General features: G+C 73.4%; 16 protein-coding genes. 7 read left to right on the forward strand and 9 right to left on the reverse strand.

Annotation, left to right across the window (positions count from 1 at the left end):
* Positions 1-33 precede the first annotated feature (33 nt).
* On the forward strand, positions 34-534 hold the full coding sequence (locus ACIRSU_RS11485) for an NUDIX domain-containing protein (RefSeq protein ID WP_403790945.1): 501 nt from the start codon (positions 34-36) through the stop codon (positions 532-534).
* A gap of 87 nt (positions 535-621) precedes the next feature.
* On the opposite strand, the gene ACIRSU_RS11490 is transcribed toward ACIRSU_RS11485, so the two are convergent.
* On the reverse strand, positions 622-1,155 hold the full coding sequence (locus ACIRSU_RS11490; RefSeq protein WP_403790947.1) for a hypothetical protein: 534 nt from the start codon (positions 1,153-1,155) through the stop codon (positions 622-624).
* A 209-nt stretch (positions 1,156-1,364) separates the two neighbouring features.
* On the opposite strand from ACIRSU_RS11490, the gene ACIRSU_RS11495 reads away from it, so the two are divergent.
* Both ACIRSU_RS11495 and ACIRSU_RS11500 read left to right on the forward strand, forming a co-directional pair.
* Positions 1,365-1,586, forward strand: a complete 222-nt coding sequence (locus ACIRSU_RS11495; protein ID WP_403790949.1) for a hypothetical protein — start codon at positions 1,365-1,367, stop codon at positions 1,584-1,586.
* A 133-nt stretch (positions 1,587-1,719) separates the two neighbouring features.
* The gene (locus ACIRSU_RS11500) at positions 1,720-2,211 is read left to right on the forward strand and encodes a peptidylprolyl isomerase (protein ID WP_403790950.1); all 492 of its coding nucleotides are present in this window, start codon (positions 1,720-1,722) and stop codon (positions 2,209-2,211) included.
* Between the two features lie 92 nt (positions 2,212-2,303).
* Here ACIRSU_RS11500 and ACIRSU_RS11505 read toward each other — a convergent pair whose 3' ends face one another.
* From ACIRSU_RS11505 to ACIRSU_RS11520, 4 genes are all read right to left on the reverse strand, one after another.
* Complete coding sequence (locus ACIRSU_RS11505) at positions 2,304-3,074, reverse strand: alpha/beta fold hydrolase (protein WP_403790951.1); 771 nt, start codon at positions 3,072-3,074, stop codon at positions 2,304-2,306.
* 182 nt (positions 3,075-3,256) lie between these two features.
* Positions 3,257-4,096, reverse strand: coding sequence for an SDR family oxidoreductase (locus ACIRSU_RS11510; RefSeq protein WP_403790953.1), 840 nt, complete (start codon positions 4,094-4,096; stop codon positions 3,257-3,259).
* A gap of 137 nt (positions 4,097-4,233) precedes the next feature.
* Entirely contained in the window at positions 4,234-4,485 is a 252-nt protein-coding gene (locus tag ACIRSU_RS11515) for a type B 50S ribosomal protein L31 (RefSeq protein ID WP_403790955.1), read from the reverse strand.
* A 115-nt stretch (positions 4,486-4,600) separates the two neighbouring features.
* Positions 4,601-7,117 (reverse strand): SpoIIE family protein phosphatase, encoded by a 2,517-nt coding sequence (locus ACIRSU_RS11520; protein WP_403790957.1) that lies wholly within the window; start codon positions 7,115-7,117, stop codon positions 4,601-4,603.
* A 137-nt stretch (positions 7,118-7,254) separates the two neighbouring features.
* Here ACIRSU_RS11520 and ACIRSU_RS11525 point away from each other — a divergent pair, with 137 nt between their 5' ends.
* Both ACIRSU_RS11525 and ACIRSU_RS11530 read left to right on the forward strand, forming a co-directional pair.
* Positions 7,255-8,019: an alpha/beta fold hydrolase gene (locus ACIRSU_RS11525; RefSeq protein ID WP_403790959.1), complete on the forward strand. Its 765-nt coding sequence runs from the start codon at positions 7,255-7,257 to the stop codon at positions 8,017-8,019.
* A gap of 188 nt (positions 8,020-8,207) precedes the next feature.
* Entirely contained in the window at positions 8,208-9,806 is a 1,599-nt protein-coding gene (locus tag ACIRSU_RS11530; RefSeq protein WP_403790961.1) for a GMC oxidoreductase, read from the forward strand.
* 84 nt (positions 9,807-9,890) lie between these two features.
* On the opposite strand, the gene ACIRSU_RS11535 is transcribed toward ACIRSU_RS11530, so the two are convergent.
* The 4 genes from ACIRSU_RS11535 to ACIRSU_RS11550 all read right to left on the reverse strand — a co-directional run bounded on the left by ACIRSU_RS11535 (position 9,891) and on the right by ACIRSU_RS11550 (position 13,916).
* Entirely contained in the window at positions 9,891-10,370 is a 480-nt protein-coding gene (locus ACIRSU_RS11535) for a carboxymuconolactone decarboxylase family protein (protein ID WP_403790963.1), read from the reverse strand.
* On the reverse strand, positions 10,367-11,446 hold the full coding sequence (locus ACIRSU_RS11540; protein WP_403790964.1) for a dihydrodipicolinate reductase: 1,080 nt from the start codon (positions 11,444-11,446) through the stop codon (positions 10,367-10,369). Before ACIRSU_RS11540 ends, ACIRSU_RS11535 begins: the two co-directional genes overlap by 4 nt.
* Before the next feature lie 88 nt (positions 11,447-11,534).
* A complete protein-coding gene (locus ACIRSU_RS11545; RefSeq protein ID WP_403790966.1) occupies positions 11,535-13,280 on the reverse strand; it encodes a hypothetical protein in 1,746 nt (581 codons plus the stop codon).
* Between the two features lie 96 nt (positions 13,281-13,376).
* Positions 13,377-13,916 carry a GNAT family N-acetyltransferase gene (locus tag ACIRSU_RS11550; protein WP_403790968.1) on the reverse strand — a complete coding sequence of 180 codons (540 nt, stop codon included), beginning with the start codon at positions 13,914-13,916 and terminating at the stop codon, positions 13,377-13,379.
* A gap of 150 nt (positions 13,917-14,066) precedes the next feature.
* Here ACIRSU_RS11550 and ACIRSU_RS11555 point away from each other — a divergent pair, with 150 nt between their 5' ends.
* Both ACIRSU_RS11555 and ACIRSU_RS11560 read left to right on the forward strand, forming a co-directional pair.
* Positions 14,067-14,876, forward strand: coding sequence for a L,D-transpeptidase family protein (locus tag ACIRSU_RS11555; protein ID WP_403790970.1), 810 nt, complete (start codon positions 14,067-14,069; stop codon positions 14,874-14,876).
* A gap of 145 nt (positions 14,877-15,021) precedes the next feature.
* Positions 15,022-15,531, forward strand: a complete 510-nt coding sequence (locus ACIRSU_RS11560) for a hypothetical protein (protein WP_403790972.1) — start codon at positions 15,022-15,024, stop codon at positions 15,529-15,531.
* The last annotated feature ends 51 nt before the right edge of the window (positions 15,532-15,582 follow it).

The following is a 15,582-nucleotide window of genomic DNA, read 5'->3' on the forward strand; positions in this document are numbered from 1 at the left end:
TTGATCCATTCGCCTGCCGAGAGAGAGCCGCCCATGGCGAACACCTGGCTGCCGCCCGCCGAGTTCATCGCGACGCTGCCGAGAGCGACCGCGTACGCCTGCCTGTACTTCACCGACACCCACGGCCGCCCCCTGCAGCTGCGCGCGGCCTTCGAGCCAGGGGTGTGGCAGTGGCCCGGCGGGAACATGGACCCGGGGGAGACGCCCTGGGAGACGGCCGTCCGGGAGTGCCGGGAGGAGACCGGCCTGGTGCACGAGGGTGAACCGCGGCTGCTCGCGGCCCACTTCATCACCGACCGCGGCGAGCAGTGGCCAGCCAATCACATCGGGTTCATCTTCGACGGCGGCGAACTGTCCGACGAGCAGATCGCCGCCGTGGTCCTCGACCCGACCGAGCACACCGAGTACCGGCTGCGGACCCTCGCCGAGTGGGAGGCGGAGATGAACCCGCGCTCCTTCCGCCGTCTCGTCGAGGTCGACCGGGCCCGCCGGACCGGAGCCACCCTGTACCTGGAGTCCGGCCACGACTGCTGAGCCGGGCCCGTCCGGGGCGCGGTGAGGGGCGGCGACCGTCGCCGGACGGTCGCCGCCCCGGTGGCGGCCCGGCGGGCTTCCGCGAGCTCACCGCTGGCAGTGGGGCATCGGGTGGACCGGGTGGGCGATGTCGAGCACGAAGCGCTCGGGGGAGTGCAGCACGAAGGACTTGTAGACGGGCTTGGTGTGGAAGGCCGCTCCGACGGTGACGACGCCCTCGAAGTCGCCGGTGAGGGCGACGCCCTTGAGCGCGGGCAGATGGATCCTGACCAGCCGGGGTCCCTGGTAGACGGACTGACCGGCGGCGTTGTGGGCGGTGGCGGGCGAGAGCTTGATCTCCAGGAAGAACTTCCCGCGGAGCGGGACCCTGTTGCCCGAGCCGTCGTAGCGCAGCACCTTCACGGGCTTGACGGTCACCGGGGGCATCGTGCCCCGGACGTCGACGACGAGCCGGTCGAAGGTGCGGTGACCGCTCCAGCGCACGTTGACGACCTGCGCCGTGGCCGGCGGGGTCGTCGTGCGGGGCGGTGCGGCGGTGGCGCCGGCGGGGACGGTGGCCCCGATCCCGGCGGCGAGGAGGATGCCGGCGGCCGTGGCCGCGAGGCTCTGACGGTGGAGCATGACGTCCCCCGGCTTTCTTCTGCGACGGGGACAGTGGTGTCACTGGGAGAGACATCCGCCCTCAACTATACGGTTCCTCCCGTTCTGGGATTTTTTCCTCCGTTCAGCAGTGTTCGGGGTGTATGACGCAGGCGTGCGGGTGGGGGCGCGCATGGGAAAGAGCGCGGGCGCCCCCGTAACCTCGGCCCTCCTCGGCAGTTGACCAGGCCATGAAGAAGCGCAGCATGCTCGCCATCGCCTCCCTCGCCGCCGGCGTCGTCACCGCCCTCGTCACCCCGCCCCCGCACGCCTCCGCCGCGGAGAGCAGCAGCCCGGTCGACGGGATCACCGGCCTGCTCCAGGAGGACCAGGGCGCCGGCGCCCTCCTGCACGGCACCGTCGAGAAGGCCGGTGACACCGTCCAGACCCTGCACACCGGCGGTCTGATCTGACCGCTCACCCCGCATGCTTCCGTGCCCCGCACCGTCCTCCCGACAGGGCCGTGCGGGGCACGTTCACGCTGCCACCACCCGAGAGGCGGTGGCCCGTGCGCGCGCATTACCTGGGAAATGACAGGATGTCCCCATGAGCGACAACGTTTACTTCGACATCACCATCAACGGCGAGGCCGCCGGCCGCATCGTCTTCAAGCTGTACGACGACGTCGTGCCGAAGACCGCCCGCAACTTCCGTGAGCTGTGCACCGGCCAGAACGGCTTCGGCTACGCCGGCTCCCCGTTCCACCGCGTCATCCCCCAGTTCATGCTCCAGGGCGGTGACTTCACCAACGAGAACGGCACCGGCGGCAAGAGCATCTACGGCGAGAAGTTCGCCGACGAGAACTTCGAGCGGAAGCACGACCGCGCGGGCCTGCTCTCGATGGCGAACGCGGGCAGGAACACCAACGGCTCGCAGTTCTTCATCACGACCGTCGTGACCCCCTGGCTCGACGGCAAGCACGTCGTCTTCGGCGAGGTCGTCGAGGGCATGGACCTCGTCAAGAAGATCGAGGGCCTCGGCTCCGCCTCCGGCCGCACCAGCGCCGACATCCGCGTCGCCGCCTCCGGCACCGTCTGAGACCGACGTCCGACCGCCCGGCCCCCGCGCCGGGCGTCGACCACCGCCCCCCGTGCCGCATCCGGCCGGGGGCGGTCGCCCAGCCGAGGGCGTCAGGCGAGGGCCTCCGCCAGCGCCCGGGCGAAGCCGTCCGGGTTGTCGATCATCAGGTTGTGACCGGCCGCCGGGACCACGAGCACGGGTATGCCCGCGGCCGCCACCTTCTCGGCATCGGCGTCCGGCAGACTCGCCTCGCCCACCAGGAACGCCCGCGGCCGCTGCAGCGCCGCAAACAGGTCACCCGCCGCCGGCGCCGAACCCTCCACCAGCGCCACGGCGCTGCGGTGCACGGCCAGCGGGTCCGCGAGCCGCAGCCGCGCCGCGTAGTCCGCCCGCTGCTGTGCGGCGAGCATCGCCGCGAAGCCCTCGCGCACGAAGGACTCCTCGTCCTGCGCCGCGACGGGGGAGGAGAACATCCCTCCGCCCGGATACAGGTTGGGCTCGGCCACCACCAGCCGGTCCACCAGATCCGGCCGCGCGGCGGCGAGATGGACCGCGACGGCCCCGCCCATCGAATGCCCCACCAGCTCCACCCCGGTCAGGCCCTCGTGGTCGAGGATCCGGGCCACGACCGCCGCCTGGGACTCCATCCGGTAGTCGAAGCCGCCCGGCCGGTCGCTCAGCCCGAAGCCCAGCAGATCGACCAGGAGCGAGCGCCGCCGGGCCAGCGCCGGATGCACCGCGATGTGCGCGAAGTCCGACGTGCCCGTGCAGCCCAGACCGTGCACGAACACGCGCGCCGGCCCGTCGTCGTCCTCCTGGGCGCCCGGCAGATCGAGCCATCGCACGCAGGCCCCCAGCTCCGCCAGATACAGCTCCCGCATGATCCCGCCTCCCGTCGTCACCCCGTAGGGCCGGCTCCCCACCGGCACCGACCACCCTACGAGCCACCACTGACAACGCCCCGGAACAGGCCGATCAGGCCGATCAGGACGGACATGCCGGACAGGCCCGAGAGGGCGGACAGGACGGGGAAGCCCGAGAGGACGGAGAGGACCGGCAGGCCTCAGGCGAAGGCGGCCGCGTTGCGCTCCGCCCACGCCGCGAACGGCCGCCCGGCGCGCCCGAGTACCCGCGCCACGTCCGGACTCACCCGCTGCTCCTCCGCGCTCGGCTCGCCCATCACCGACAGCATCCCGTCCACGGCCGGCTCCGGCAGGAACCGCACCAGATGGGCGCGCGCCTCCGTCCGGGTCTGCGCCACGAACCGCACCGGCGCGTCCACCGCCCGCGCGAGCGCCGCCGCCTGCTCGCGCGGGCTCACCGCCGCCGGACCGGTCAGCACATACGTGCGCCCCTGGTGCCCGTCCTCGCGGAGCGCGGCGGCGGCCACGTCCGCGATGTCCGCCGGATCGACGACCGGCAGCGCCACATCGGCGAAGGGCGCGGCGACCGTGCGGGCGGCGCGCACCGACTCGGACCAGAGGAAGGCGTTGGAGGCGAAGCCGGACGGCCGCAGGATCGTCCACTCCAGGCCCGATTCCCGTACCGCCGCCTCGAACGCCCGCAGCGGGGCGTGCGACGGCGAGTCCGGGCGGGTGGCGAGGAGTTGCGAGGACTGCAGGACGATCCGGCGCACTCCGGCCGCCACGGCGGCGGCGACGATCGCGCGCGGGTCCAGCTCCGCGCCGACCCCGGCGACCAGCAGGTACACGGCGTCGGCACCGGCGAAGGCGGCGGCCGCCTCCGCCGGCCGGGCCAGGTCGGCGGCCCGGTGCCCTACGCCCTCGGGCAGTGGCGCCGTGCCCGCCCGGCGGCTCACCGCCGTCACGTCCTCGCCGGCCTCTGCGAGAGCCGCCACGAGCAGGCGTCCGACGTTCCCGGTCGCTCCGGTGACCACGATCATGACGCGTTCCTTCCAGGAAGAGATTCAGGGAGGGACCCGGCGGGGTGGAAGCTCCCGCCGGGTCACCTCACTCATCCTGGAAGGTGAAGTGGCCATCTCCTGGCCACTTTTCCGTGCCTGTTCGGAAGCCGTGGGGCTCAGCCGTCGCCCTCGCCGTAGCGGCGCTCGAACTTCGCGATCCGTCCCTCGGTGTCCACCGTCCGCGCCTTGCCCGTGTAGAAGGGGTGGCTCTCGGACGAGATCTCGACGTCCACCACCGGGTACTCGTGGCCGTCGTCCCAGGTGATGGTCTGGTCGCTCGTGGCCGTGGACCGGGTCAGAAAGGCGAACCCGGCCGACCGGTCGCGGAACACCACTTCCCGGTACTCCGGCTGCTTGTCCTGCTGCACATCTCCTCCTCGAACGGCCTTCCGGCGATCCCCCGACGGTGCCCAGCCTTCCCGCGCACCGCCCGCACGACCACGCCGCACACCCGACCGGGTGACGGCGACGGCCCGCCCGGCGTCACGGGCGGTGTCCGTGCGGCCCCCAGCGCGCCGCGAGCAGCAGCGCGATGTCGTCCGGGCGGTCCGGGGCCTGGCGGGCCTCGCGCATCAGCCGGTCGGCGGTCTCCGTGAGCGCCGCCGTGCCGGTCGCGGCGAAGCTGCGCCGCAGCCGCTCGATGCCCTCGTCGATGTCTGTGCCCGGCCGCTCCACCAGACCGTCCGTGAACAGCGCGAGGACCTCGCCCGGTGCGAGCTGGAGCCGGGTCACCGGATACGTGGCGGTGTCGTCGACCCCGAGGACCACGCCGCCCGCCAGCTCCACGACCTCCGCCGTGCCGTCCGCCCGGCGCAGCAGCGGCTGCGGATGCCCGGCCCTGGCCGCCTGCGCCAGACCCGTCTCCGGGTCGAGGACGACGTAGCAGCAGCTCGCGAACTGGCCCGGGTCCAGGTCGATCAGCAGCCGGTTGGTACCCCGCACCACGTCCTCCGGCGGGTGCCCGCCCAGCGCGAACGCCCGCACGGCGCTGCGCAACTGGCCCATCGTCGCCGCCGCGGCCACCCCGTGGCCCTGCACGTCGCCGATGACCAGAGCCAGGGTTCCGGGGAACGTCTCGATCACGTCGTACCAGTCGCCGCCCACGTCCATGCCCTGGGTGCCCGGCAGATAGCGGGCCACGGTGTCCACGCCGTCGTACACCGGCAGCCGGTGCGGGAGCAGCGCGTCCTGCAGCCCGCGGGCGAGCGCGGACTCGGAGTCGTACCGCTGCGCCCGCTCCAGGGCCTGGGCGATCAGGCCCGCGAGCGCGGTGAGCACCGTCCGCTCCTCGGCGGTGAAGCCGCGCGGTTCGTCGAAACCGAGGATGCAGGTGCCCACCGGCCGGCCCGAGGCGATCAGCGGCAGGAACGCCCGGGCGCCCGAGTGCGCGTCGAGCGGCATCCCCGGATAGGCCGCGCCGAGCTGCTCCATCGACTCGAAGAACAGCGGCCGTCCGGTCGTCAGCGTCTCCACGCCGGGCACGTGCGCGTCCAGGCCGACGCCGTCGAAGGGCTCCAGGAAGCCCTTCGGGAAACCGGTCTCCCACGCCATGTAGAGGTGCCGCTCGCTCAGGAGGTAGATCGCCAGCTGCCGGCCGCCGAAGGCCGGCAGGAGCTCCTCGGTGACCACCGCGGACACCTGGCGGGCCGTCACCGCCTCGGAGAGCGCGATCGCCAGCGCCACCGGACGGTAGATCGCCGCGGCCCGGCTCTCCGGCGAGGAGAGCCCGTCGCCCTCACCGAACGGCTTGGCCCGGATCGGCCCGGCCGGGTCGATCTCCGGATCCATGACCAGCGTCACCCCGTCGTGCCCCGGATAGAGCGAGAGCGACAGCCACTCGCCGCGCCCCGGGTGGGCCAGGAAGTGGATCGGCTGGTCCGAGAGCAGCGCCCCGCGCAGCTGCTCCTCGTGGTACGGGTGCGCGAACCACGGCAGGGCCTCCCACAACGGAAGCCCGGCCAGCGCCCCGCGCGGCCGCCCGAGCAGCGCCTCGGTGCGCTCGTTGACGTAGGTGATCCGGCCGAGCCGGTCGATGGCGAGGATCGCCCGTGGCAGCCGGTCGGTGGCGTCCGAGCCGACGAGCCCGCTGCCGAGGTCGACGAGCGAACCGGTGATCACGTTCTCGTCCCGGCCGCGGCGCAGCGGGCGGGCCGTGACCTCCAGGAGGTGCAGCCCGCCGTCCGGCCCCTTCAGCCGGATCCGGCGCGCCGCCGGGCCGCCCGAGTCGGCCGCCTGCCGGGCCAGCGCCCACAGGGCGTACGCGTCCTCCGGCACGAGCCGGGCGGTCAGCGCCTCCACGGTCCACGGGGCCGGGGCGGGCTCGCCGAGGATCTCCCGCAGCCCGGCGTCCGCGGTGACCGTGCCGGTGGCCAGGTTCCAGTCGAAGTAGCCGATCCGCACCGGCGGGCCGATGCGGGCCGGCAGCTGTACGGAGACCGGCTCGCCCGGCCACTCCACCCGCGTGCCGTGCCCGGCCAGTCCACCGAGGGTGGCCCCGAGTCGCCGGCCCTCCTGCAGCGTCCGGGCCCGGTCCCGCGCGTCGACCGGCACCCCGGGCGTCGGGGCGCGCAGCACCACCAGGACGCCGAACCGCTCGCGGCCGCCGACGACCGGCGTGTAGAGGGAGGCGAAGGGGAACGGCAGGCTCGCCACGAGCTGCGGGAACAGTCGCATCGACTCCTCGACGTCCCCCAGGTGCACCGGCTGCCCGGAGCGGTGGGCCTCCGCCACCGGGAACGGGCGGTTGATGTGCATCCGCCACCACGGGCGGAACAGCCGTCCCGGCAGCCCCGCGAGCACCGCGAGGCGCAGCAGCCCCGGCGTTCCGGACCGCAGATAGACCCCGCCCGCGTAGCCGCCGGCCGCCTCGACCGCCCGCAGCACCGACTCCGCGAGCACCACCGTCAGGGCGTCCGCCGCGGGCCCGTCGGCACCACCGCCCCGGGGCGGCGGCCCGGGCCCGGCCGACGGGGCGGGGCCTGCCGCGCCGTACGACGTCACACAGCCAGGATGCGCCTGCCCGGAAGCCTCACGCATCCGGAAACTGCTGCTCCCGAACCACCCTCAGGGGGCATTGACCCCGGACGCCGCCGCTCGCGAGACTCGGGCCCCAACGGATCTCACGACCAGGGGGCACGATGACCGGCCGGGTTCTTCCCTACGACGTGGAGGGCAGCGGTCCGCGCCGCGCCCTGGTGCTGCACAACTGGTTCGGCGACCGCACGAGCTTCGCGCCGCTGCGCGAACACCTCGACGGGTCCGCCGGCACCTACGCCTTCCTGGACTGCCGCGGTTACGGGGAGGCGATCGACGCCGACGGTGCGTACACCATGGAGGAGGTGGCCGCCGACGCCCTGGCCGTCGCCGACGACCTCGGCTGGGACACCTTCTCCGTCGTCGGCCACTCCATGGGCGGCAAGGCCGCCCAGCTGATGCTGCTCGACGCGCCCGAGCGGGTGCGCTCGGTCATCGGCATCTCCCCGGTCTCCGCGGCCGGCTTCCCGCTCGACGCGGACACCTGGGAGCTGTTCGCCGGCGCCGCCGAGAACCACGGCAACCGCCGCGCCATCATCGACAACACCACCGGCGGCCGCTACGACGACGCCTGGCTCTCCGCCCTGGTGGACCGCTCGGTGACCCGCTCCTCCGCCGTCGCCTTCCGCGCCTACCTCGACTCCTGGTCGCGCAGCGACTTCCACGAGCGCGTCCGCGACAACCCGGCCCCCGTCCTCCTCGTCGTCGGCGCCCACGACCCGGCCCTCGGCGCGGACGCCATGGAGTCCACCTGGCTGCGCTGGTACCCCAACGCCCGCCTCACGGTCCTCCCGGACGCGGGCCACTACGCCCCGGAGGAGACCCCGAAGGCACTGGCGGACGCGATCGAGGCCTTCCTGGCGGCCTGACGGGCGCGCACTGCGCGCATGTTCAGGAGGATGGAATCCGGCCTAAGTTACCCGTCGGTTTCTCGTGACTTCCCAAGAACCCGCCAGTAGAACATGTTCCCATTCACTCCAAGAGTGAGGAACATCACGTGAGTGACAGATCCTTTCCGGCCTCGGCATCCAGAGGTCTGACACGTCGTCGGTTCGTCATGGGAACCGGTTCTCTTCTGGGCGGTCTCGCGCTCGCCGGCCACGCCGGTACGGCGAGTGCGGACACCACCGCCACCACCCCCGCCGGGCTCTGCGCGCCCATTCCGGACGGGGCGCGGGTGCCCGCGCTCGTCGTCGGGACCGGGTACGGCGGGTCCGTCGCGGCGCTGCGGCTCGCGCAGGCCGGGGTGGACGTGCACATGGTCGAGATGGGGATGGCCTGGGACACGGCCGGGTCCGACGGGAAGATCTTCGCCAACACGACCAGGCCCGACTACCGCTCGTTCTGGCTGCGCACCCGCACCAAGCAGCCGATCAGCCAGTTCCTCGGCTATCCGCTCGACAAGGACGTGCCCCTCTACACCGGCATCCTCGACGCCGAGGACTTCGCCGGCATCACCGTCTACCAGGGGCGGGGCGTCGGCGGCGGATCGCTCGTCAACGGCGGCATGGCCGTCACCCCGCGTCAGGCGGTGTTCCCGAGCCTGCTGCCGACCGTGGACCCCGGTGAGATGTACGGGGTCTACTACCCGCGCGCCAACGAGGGCCTCGGTGTCACCTCCGTCGACCGGACCTGGTGGGAGAACGCCGACTGCTACCAGTACGCGCGGGTCGGCCGCAAGCACGCCGAGCGCTCCGGCTTCCCCTTCGTCTTCGTGCCCAACGTCTACGACTGGGACTACATGAAGCAGGAGGCCGTCGGGGCCGTGCCGAAGTCCGCCCTCGACGCCGAGGTCATCTACGGCAACAACCACGGCAAGAAGAGCCTGCAGAAGACCTATCTCGCGCGCTGCGCCGAGACCGGCCGGGTCGCCGTCTCGCCGCTGCACAAGGTCACCGGCGTCACCCCGGCGGCCGGCGGCGGCTACACCGTCACCATCGAGCGCCTCGACACCGCCGGGACCGTCGCCGAGACGAAGAGCGTCACCGCCGACCGGGTGTTCTTCGCCGCCGGCAGCGTCGGCACCAGCAAGCTGCTCACCCGGCTCAGGGCCACCGGCGCGCTGCCCGCGCTCAACGACCGGGTCGGCAAGAACTGGGGCGACAACGGCAACGTCATGTGCGGCCGGGCCAACCACATGTGGGACCCCACCGGCACGCTCCAGTCCTCGATGCCCACCGCCGGCATCGACAACTGGGACCGCGGCGGCGCCTTCGCCGAGGTCGCCCCGCTGCCCACCGGCATCGAGACCTACGCGTCCTTCTACCTCTCCATCACCCGCACCCCGCACCGCGCCGCGTTCAGCTGGAACCCCACCACCGGACGTGTCGACCTCGGCTGGGACCGGGCCTGGAAGCAGACCTCCATCGACGCGGCGAAGACCATCTTCGACACCATCAACGCCAAGGAGGGGACGATCTACCGGACCGACCTCTTCGGCGCCTACAAGATCTGGGGCGACCATCTCACGTACCACCCGCTCGGCGGCGCCGTCCTCGGCGAGGCCACCGACAACTACGGCCGGCTGCACGGATACGACGGGCTGTACGTCATCGACGGCGCCCTCATCCCGGGCAGCACCAGCGTCAACCCGTTCGTCACCATCACGGCGCTCGCCGAACGCAACATCGAGAAGATCATCGCCACCGACCTCTGAGGGCGGACGGGCGACGGCGAGGGGGCCGGCCGGGAGATCCCGGCCGGCCCCCTGTCCGTACGGCGCCGTGCGGCTTCGTACGGCTCAGTGCGTCGGCAGCACGCACACCGTGTCGAGCCCGAGCACCCGGTTGAGCCGGCCGAACGCCAGCCACGAGCCCAGACTCATCGTCAGCTCCACGATCTCCACCTGGCTGTACGCGGCCGTCATCCGCGCCCAGAACTCCTCGTCCAGGTTGTGGTGGTCAAGCGCGTACCGCTCCGCGTACTCCGCCGCGAGCCGGGTCCGCTCGTCGAAGGCCTCCGTCGTACGCCACTGGAGGACCGCGTCCGCGAACGCCTCCTCGACCTTCTCGCCGTCCCGGTCCGTGCGCCAGTCCAGGCAGAACCGGCACCCGTTGATCTGCGCGATCCGCAGCCGCGCCGCCTCGAACTCGCGCAGCCCGAGGGTCGTATGGGCGTACACGGACAGCGAGAAGTTCGCCGCCGCCATCCCGATCCCGGGCACCATGTCGCCCCACACGTACCCGATCGGCTCCTGCCCCTCGGGAATGTCGATGATCACCGCGGTCTCCTTCCCAGCTTCCCCACCGCCGGGCGCAACGGCACGTCCAGCGCGTCGTACAGCCCCGGCTCCGCCTCCACCAGCCAGTCGACGGCCCCCACGAGACGGCCGACGGCGGTCGCGTTCCCGCCCGCGGACCGGTTCTCGCCCTCGTCCGACGCCTCGACCGTCACCTCGATCCGCGGCCGGCCCTCCACGACCACCCGGTGCGCCCCGGAACCGTCCGGCGGCACCGGCCAGTCGGGGGCGCAGCCGGGATGGATCCGGGTCACGTGCTCGATCACCAGGCGCGGCTCGCCGTCGACGATCCCCTGCACCTCGAAACGCACCGCGCCCTGGGTGCCCGCCGCGAACTCGCCCATCGTCCGGGTCCGCACGGTCGCCGCCAGCGGCCGCCGCTCGAGCGTCTCGCGGATCTCGTCGAGCTCGACGCCGAGCGCCCGGGCCATCAGCCGCAGCTGGCCGCCCCACACCATGGTCGGCACGGACGGCATCAGCATCGGCGGCTCGTACTCCATGGGCTGCCCCATGCCGACCAGGTGGCGGACCGACTCCTCCTGCTCGTACGTCGAGTAGTCGAAGATCTCCTGGCAGCGGATGGCCTCCACGGTGGAGCCCAGCCCGCTCACCAGGAGCGGCAGCACGTCGTTGCCCCACCCCGGGTCCACGCCCGAGGCGAACAGCGAGCCGCCGCCTTCCTCGACCGCCGCCAGGACCGGCTCGCGGAACTCGGGCGGCGCGCTCCGGTGGTCGTACAGCGGATACAGCGCAGGCGTCACCACGACGGCCCCGGCCCGTACCGCCCGTACGACGTCGGCCAGCGCCTCGTCCGGGCGCAGGTCCCCGGACGCGGCGTACACCACGGCCCGCGGGCCCCGGGCCAGGACGGCGGCCACGTCGTCCTCGGCGGCGACGCCGAGCCGGCGCCCGAGTCCGGCGAGCTCGCCCGCGTCCCGGCCGACCTTGGCGGGGTTCGCGACGAGGACGGCGGAGAGTTCGAGCGCCGGATGGGCGTCGACGGCCCGGATGGCCGCGCGCCCGACGTTTCCGGTTCCCCACACCACGGTCGGAATCATGCGCGGAGGGTAGCGCCGGGGCGGTGAGGTTCCCAGAGGTGCGACGCGACGAATCTGACGGTGCGTCAGTCTGGGGGAGTCGGCAGTCCTACGGTGGGCCGGCGTACCCCCGCGGGTCCTCCCGCTCGATCCGGCGCAGCCCCGCCGCCGCCCGCTCGGCCGGGGGCGTCCCGTCCTCGGGCAGCCGCCAGACGAACTGCGGCCCCGGCTCGTCCGATCCGGTCGCACACGCGCCCCTGAACCACACGGCCGTCGTGTCCGGGTCCCGGTAGTCGGCACCCGCCCAGTCGAACCGCGCCTCCCAGCGGGCGAGCAGCTCCGGACGATCCCGCAGCGCCGCGGCGAGCAGCCGTCCGGTCGTGCGGGCCGGCCACGACCAGCGGTCGTCGCCGGCCGCGCGGGCGAGCTCGGCGTCGTAGCCGGCGGCGTCGAAGCGGTACACGGGAAGCTCGGGCGCCGGCGCGCCGGACGGGAGCCGGCCGGGGTGGCGCCAGTCGCGCCACACCACCTGGTCACCCTCCCGGACGACCGTCACCCACAGCGCGCCGCAACAGCCCTCGGTGCACCACGCCTCCGCGAGCTGCACCTCGCGCGGCTCCTCGCCGGCGCGCAACGCGCCCCGGTCGAGGAAGTACTCGGGCGGATTGCCCGAGCCGCGCCCGAAGACCTCCGGCACCAGCGGGCGTCCGTCGATCAGGAACCGGGTCTCGACCCGCTCCGTGGCGTCGGCGGGGTCGCGCGAGAGGATCTCGATCCGGAGCCGGGTGGCGGGCGGCTCGGGTGCCCGGAAGACCTGCTCGGCGGTGTGGCGCAGCCAGGCCGCGCGACGCCGCACGGCCGGCGGGGCGTCCGCGGCGGCTTCCGACAGGGTGTGGGCCCAGGCGGGCGAGGCGAGCAGCGCCCCGAGCGCGTCCAGGAGCTGTTCGCGCTGCCCGTCCCGCCAGGGCAGCAGATGTGTCGGCCCGCTGTGCAGGTCCACGGCGAGCGAGAGCAGCACGGCGGCGTGGCCGACGCTCGGCGGGAGCGCCGGGGCGCGCCGGACCAGGGCGTCGCAGGCCGCCACCGCCTCGCCGTAATGGAGGACCTCGGCCTCGTAGTCCTGCTGGCTCGCCATCCGGACGAGCAGCCGCGCGGCCTGGGCGAGGAGGCGCGGATCCACCGGGCCCCGGTCGAGCAGGGCGGCGAGGCCGGTGGCCTCGGCGATCCGCCGGGCCGTTGCGGGCCCCACGGTCCGGGCGTCCAGAGGCTGCCGGATCAGCAGCTCCCGGACGTCCGGCACCGGGTCGGACAGCAGCGCGTCCACCAGCGGGCGCAGCTCGGGCCCGCGGACCCGGATGTCCAGCCAGCGCAACGCCGCGGTCCGCGGATCCAGCCGCTCCAGGGCCGTCACCGCCAGGCGGGAAAGCCTGCGCAGCCGGGACAGCACCACCAGACACGGCACGTCCTCGGGCCCGCCGAGCCGCCGCAGGAGTGCCACGCCCAGGCTCACCGATCGGCGCGCCGTGCCCGTACGGACCAGACGGCGGCCGATCGCACGGGCCGCGGCCTCGTCGTCGAGCGGCACGGACAGGACGGCGGCGACCAGCGGGCCGGTGCGGACGGGGAGTTCGGCGAGCCGGCGGTGGAGCTCGTCGAGCGCCGCCGGGGTGTCCGGCCCGGCGAGGAGCGGACCGAGGGATGCCCGAACGGCAGCGGCGGCCTTCCGGCCGCGTAGCCCCGGGCCTTCCGGCTCGGGTGGCTCGTCGGGGAGGGCGTCCTCCTCCGGGGCGCGGAGGGCGCGTTCGTACAAGGAGAGCCGAGAGGTGAGCGCCGTGCGCTCTTCCTGGGCGCTCACCGGGCGGAGAGGTGCTCGATTCTGTCGATCATGTGCCGATGGTGCCGCACTCCGGGTGACCGGTCCAGCAAATTACGGCTACGGCCACGGCCATGGCTACGGCCGCTCCGCTGCGGTCCCGTCCGTGGTCTTGGCCGCGGTCACGTCTGCGGTTTCTGTCATGGTCTCATCTGCGGATTCGTCGAGACGCAGCGTCACGAACGGCACCGTGTCGCCCGGCAGCAGATACCGCTCCGTCTCCACGAAGCCGTGCGCCAGCGCGAACCGCAGGCCCTCCGTGTTGCTCGCGAGCACCACCGTCTCCACGCCCGCCTCGCTCAGCGTCCGGGCCTGCGTCAGGCCCTGCTCGTACAGCGCCGTCCCGTAACCCCGTCCCCGGTACCCGGGCAGGATCCGGGAGATGACCGTGGCCGCGGGCGTCTCCTCGTCCGGCGGGCGGACGGTGGAGCAGCCGACCGGTACGCCGTCCGCGTAGGCGACCGCCAGGCGGTTGCGGCCCGCGCGCTCGCGCACCTCGGCCGCGGAGAGCGGCGCCGTGGGGATGATGGCGTTGTGGATCAGCCGCCAGTCCGCGAGCAGCGCGGGCGCGGCCGCGGTGTCGGCCGGGTCGACGGGGACGATGCGCAGGTGGGTCATGGTGGGGAGGTAACCCGTGCATGTGTCACCCCGTCAACTGCATTGTTCAGGTCGCCCGGACGAGTGAGGGCGTACGTGTGGGGCGACACGCCCGTGTGCGGACCGGGTACGCATGGCCGCACTGCCGCCCGCCACGGAGGTCGCCGATCCATGCCCGTCCGCAAGGGCACCGCCACGGTGCTGACCTGCGCCCTGACCGGGGTCCTGGCGCTCACCGGCTGCGCCGCCGCACAGCGGCCACCGGCCGCCCCGCCCGCCATGGGCCCGGCGAAGCCGACGGCACAGGCCGGCCCCGATACCACCCACCGTGCCCCTGCCTCTGCCCCTGCCTCTGCCCCTCCCCATGGCTCTGCCCGCGCCCGTGGCCCGGCCCGCGTCCCGGGCGTCGGCCCGGTCACCCAGGCCCGGATCCCCGACGACGCCGGCCAGGTCCTCGTGGTGAGCGGGGACAGTGCCGACGGCAACGTGGCCACCGCGGTCCTCTACGAACGGGGGCCGGCCGGCCGATGGCGCAGGGCCGCCGGGCCCTGGACCGGCCACAACGCCCTGAACGGCTGGACCGACGACCACGTGGTGGGCGACCTGCGCTCGCCGACCGGTGTCTTCCGGCTCGGTGACGCGGGCGGCCGGCTTCCCGACCCCGGCTCCCGCCTCCCGTACGACCAGGACGAGGAGTTCGACGTGTCGGGCACCGGCTTCCTAGGGGAGGACCTGGAAGGCTCCTTCGACTACGTCGTCGCCATCGACTACAACCGTGTCCCCGGCACGACGCCACTGAACAAGGAGCGTCCGCTCGGCCCGGAGAAGGGCGGCGGCGTCTGGATCCACGTCGACCACGGCGGCCCCACCCAGGCGTGCGTGTCGCTGCCCCGGGAGAACATGGAGGAGCTGCTGCGCGCGCTCGACCCGACGCGCGAGCCGGTCGTTGTCATGGGCCCGGCGCCGGTCATCGGCCGCTGAGAACAACGGCGTTGTTCCGCCCAGTGGAACGCGCGTGGAACGGCGGCGGGCCGGCGCGGCACAGTGTGGGTGTGCCGAGGGGAACGGCACGAACGGCCCCGCCGGACACGGCGGGACGTACGCACAGGACATACAACGACATGACGTGACGCCAGCCAGCGGCGTCACGAAGGGGGACATCCACATGCGCACCAACCGCATCGCCCGCACCGCCGCCGTCGCGCTCTTCGGCCTGGGCAGCCTGGGCGTCTTCGCCGGCACCGCCCAGGCGGAGCCGATCGACTACGTGAAGATCGAGCTGCTCCAGCTGACCTGCCACCAGCAGAGCGAGGGCGACCACGACGAGGCCTACCTCAACATCACCGACGCCAACGGCAACCAGATCAAGGTGTGGCCCGGCAACGGCATCTCGTACCAGACCATGGGCCCCGGCTACGTCCGCGGCATGACCGACGGCAACGGCAACACGGCCCTCATCCTCGGCCGCGAGCAGGCCCGCACCCTCACCCTCTGGGACAAGGACACCTTCGGCGGCGACGACAAGCTGGGCGCGACCCTCGTCACCGGCAACGAGGTCGGCGCCGAGACCCAGTACCGCTCCCTGGAGGGCTCGGGCGGCGTGTACACGATCGCCTACCGCGTGATCGACATCTGATCAGCCGATCGGGCTCATCCGCACCATCCGGCTCATGATGAGGCTGGTCCG

The sequence above is a fragment of the Streptomyces sp. NPDC101160 genome (genome assembly GCF_044768205.1).
In the GTDB taxonomy this organism is placed as follows: domain Bacteria; phylum Actinomycetota; class Actinomycetes; order Streptomycetales; family Streptomycetaceae; genus Streptomyces.

What these genes read in the sequence shown, in the direction of transcription:
- ACIRSU_RS11485 (WP_403790945.1), top strand. Translation starts at nt 34, where the DNA reads ATGGCGAACACCTGGCTGCCGCCCGCCGAGTTCATCGCGACGCTGCCG.
- ACIRSU_RS11490 (WP_403790947.1), bottom strand. Translation starts at nt 1,155, where the DNA reads ATGCTCCACCGTCAGAGCCTCGCGGCCACGGCCGCCGGCATCCTCCTC.
- ACIRSU_RS11495 (WP_403790949.1), top strand. Translation starts at nt 1,365, where the DNA reads ATGAAGAAGCGCAGCATGCTCGCCATCGCCTCCCTCGCCGCCGGCGTC.
- ACIRSU_RS11500 (WP_403790950.1), top strand. Translation starts at nt 1,720, where the DNA reads ATGAGCGACAACGTTTACTTCGACATCACCATCAACGGCGAGGCCGCC.
- ACIRSU_RS11505 (WP_403790951.1), bottom strand. Translation starts at nt 3,074, where the DNA reads ATGCGGGAGCTGTATCTGGCGGAGCTGGGGGCCTGCGTGCGATGGCTC.
- ACIRSU_RS11510 (WP_403790953.1), bottom strand. Translation starts at nt 4,096, where the DNA reads ATGATCGTGGTCACCGGAGCGACCGGGAACGTCGGACGCCTGCTCGTG.
- ACIRSU_RS11525 (WP_403790959.1), top strand. Translation starts at nt 7,255, where the DNA reads ATGACCGGCCGGGTTCTTCCCTACGACGTGGAGGGCAGCGGTCCGCGC.
- ACIRSU_RS11530 (WP_403790961.1), top strand. Translation starts at nt 8,208, where the DNA reads ATGGGAACCGGTTCTCTTCTGGGCGGTCTCGCGCTCGCCGGCCACGCC.
- ACIRSU_RS11540 (WP_403790964.1), bottom strand. Translation starts at nt 11,446, where the DNA reads ATGATTCCGACCGTGGTGTGGGGAACCGGAAACGTCGGGCGCGCGGCC.
- ACIRSU_RS11550 (WP_403790968.1), bottom strand. Translation starts at nt 13,916, where the DNA reads ATGACCCACCTGCGCATCGTCCCCGTCGACCCGGCCGACACCGCGGCC.
- ACIRSU_RS11555 (WP_403790970.1), top strand. Translation starts at nt 14,067, where the DNA reads ATGCCCGTCCGCAAGGGCACCGCCACGGTGCTGACCTGCGCCCTGACC.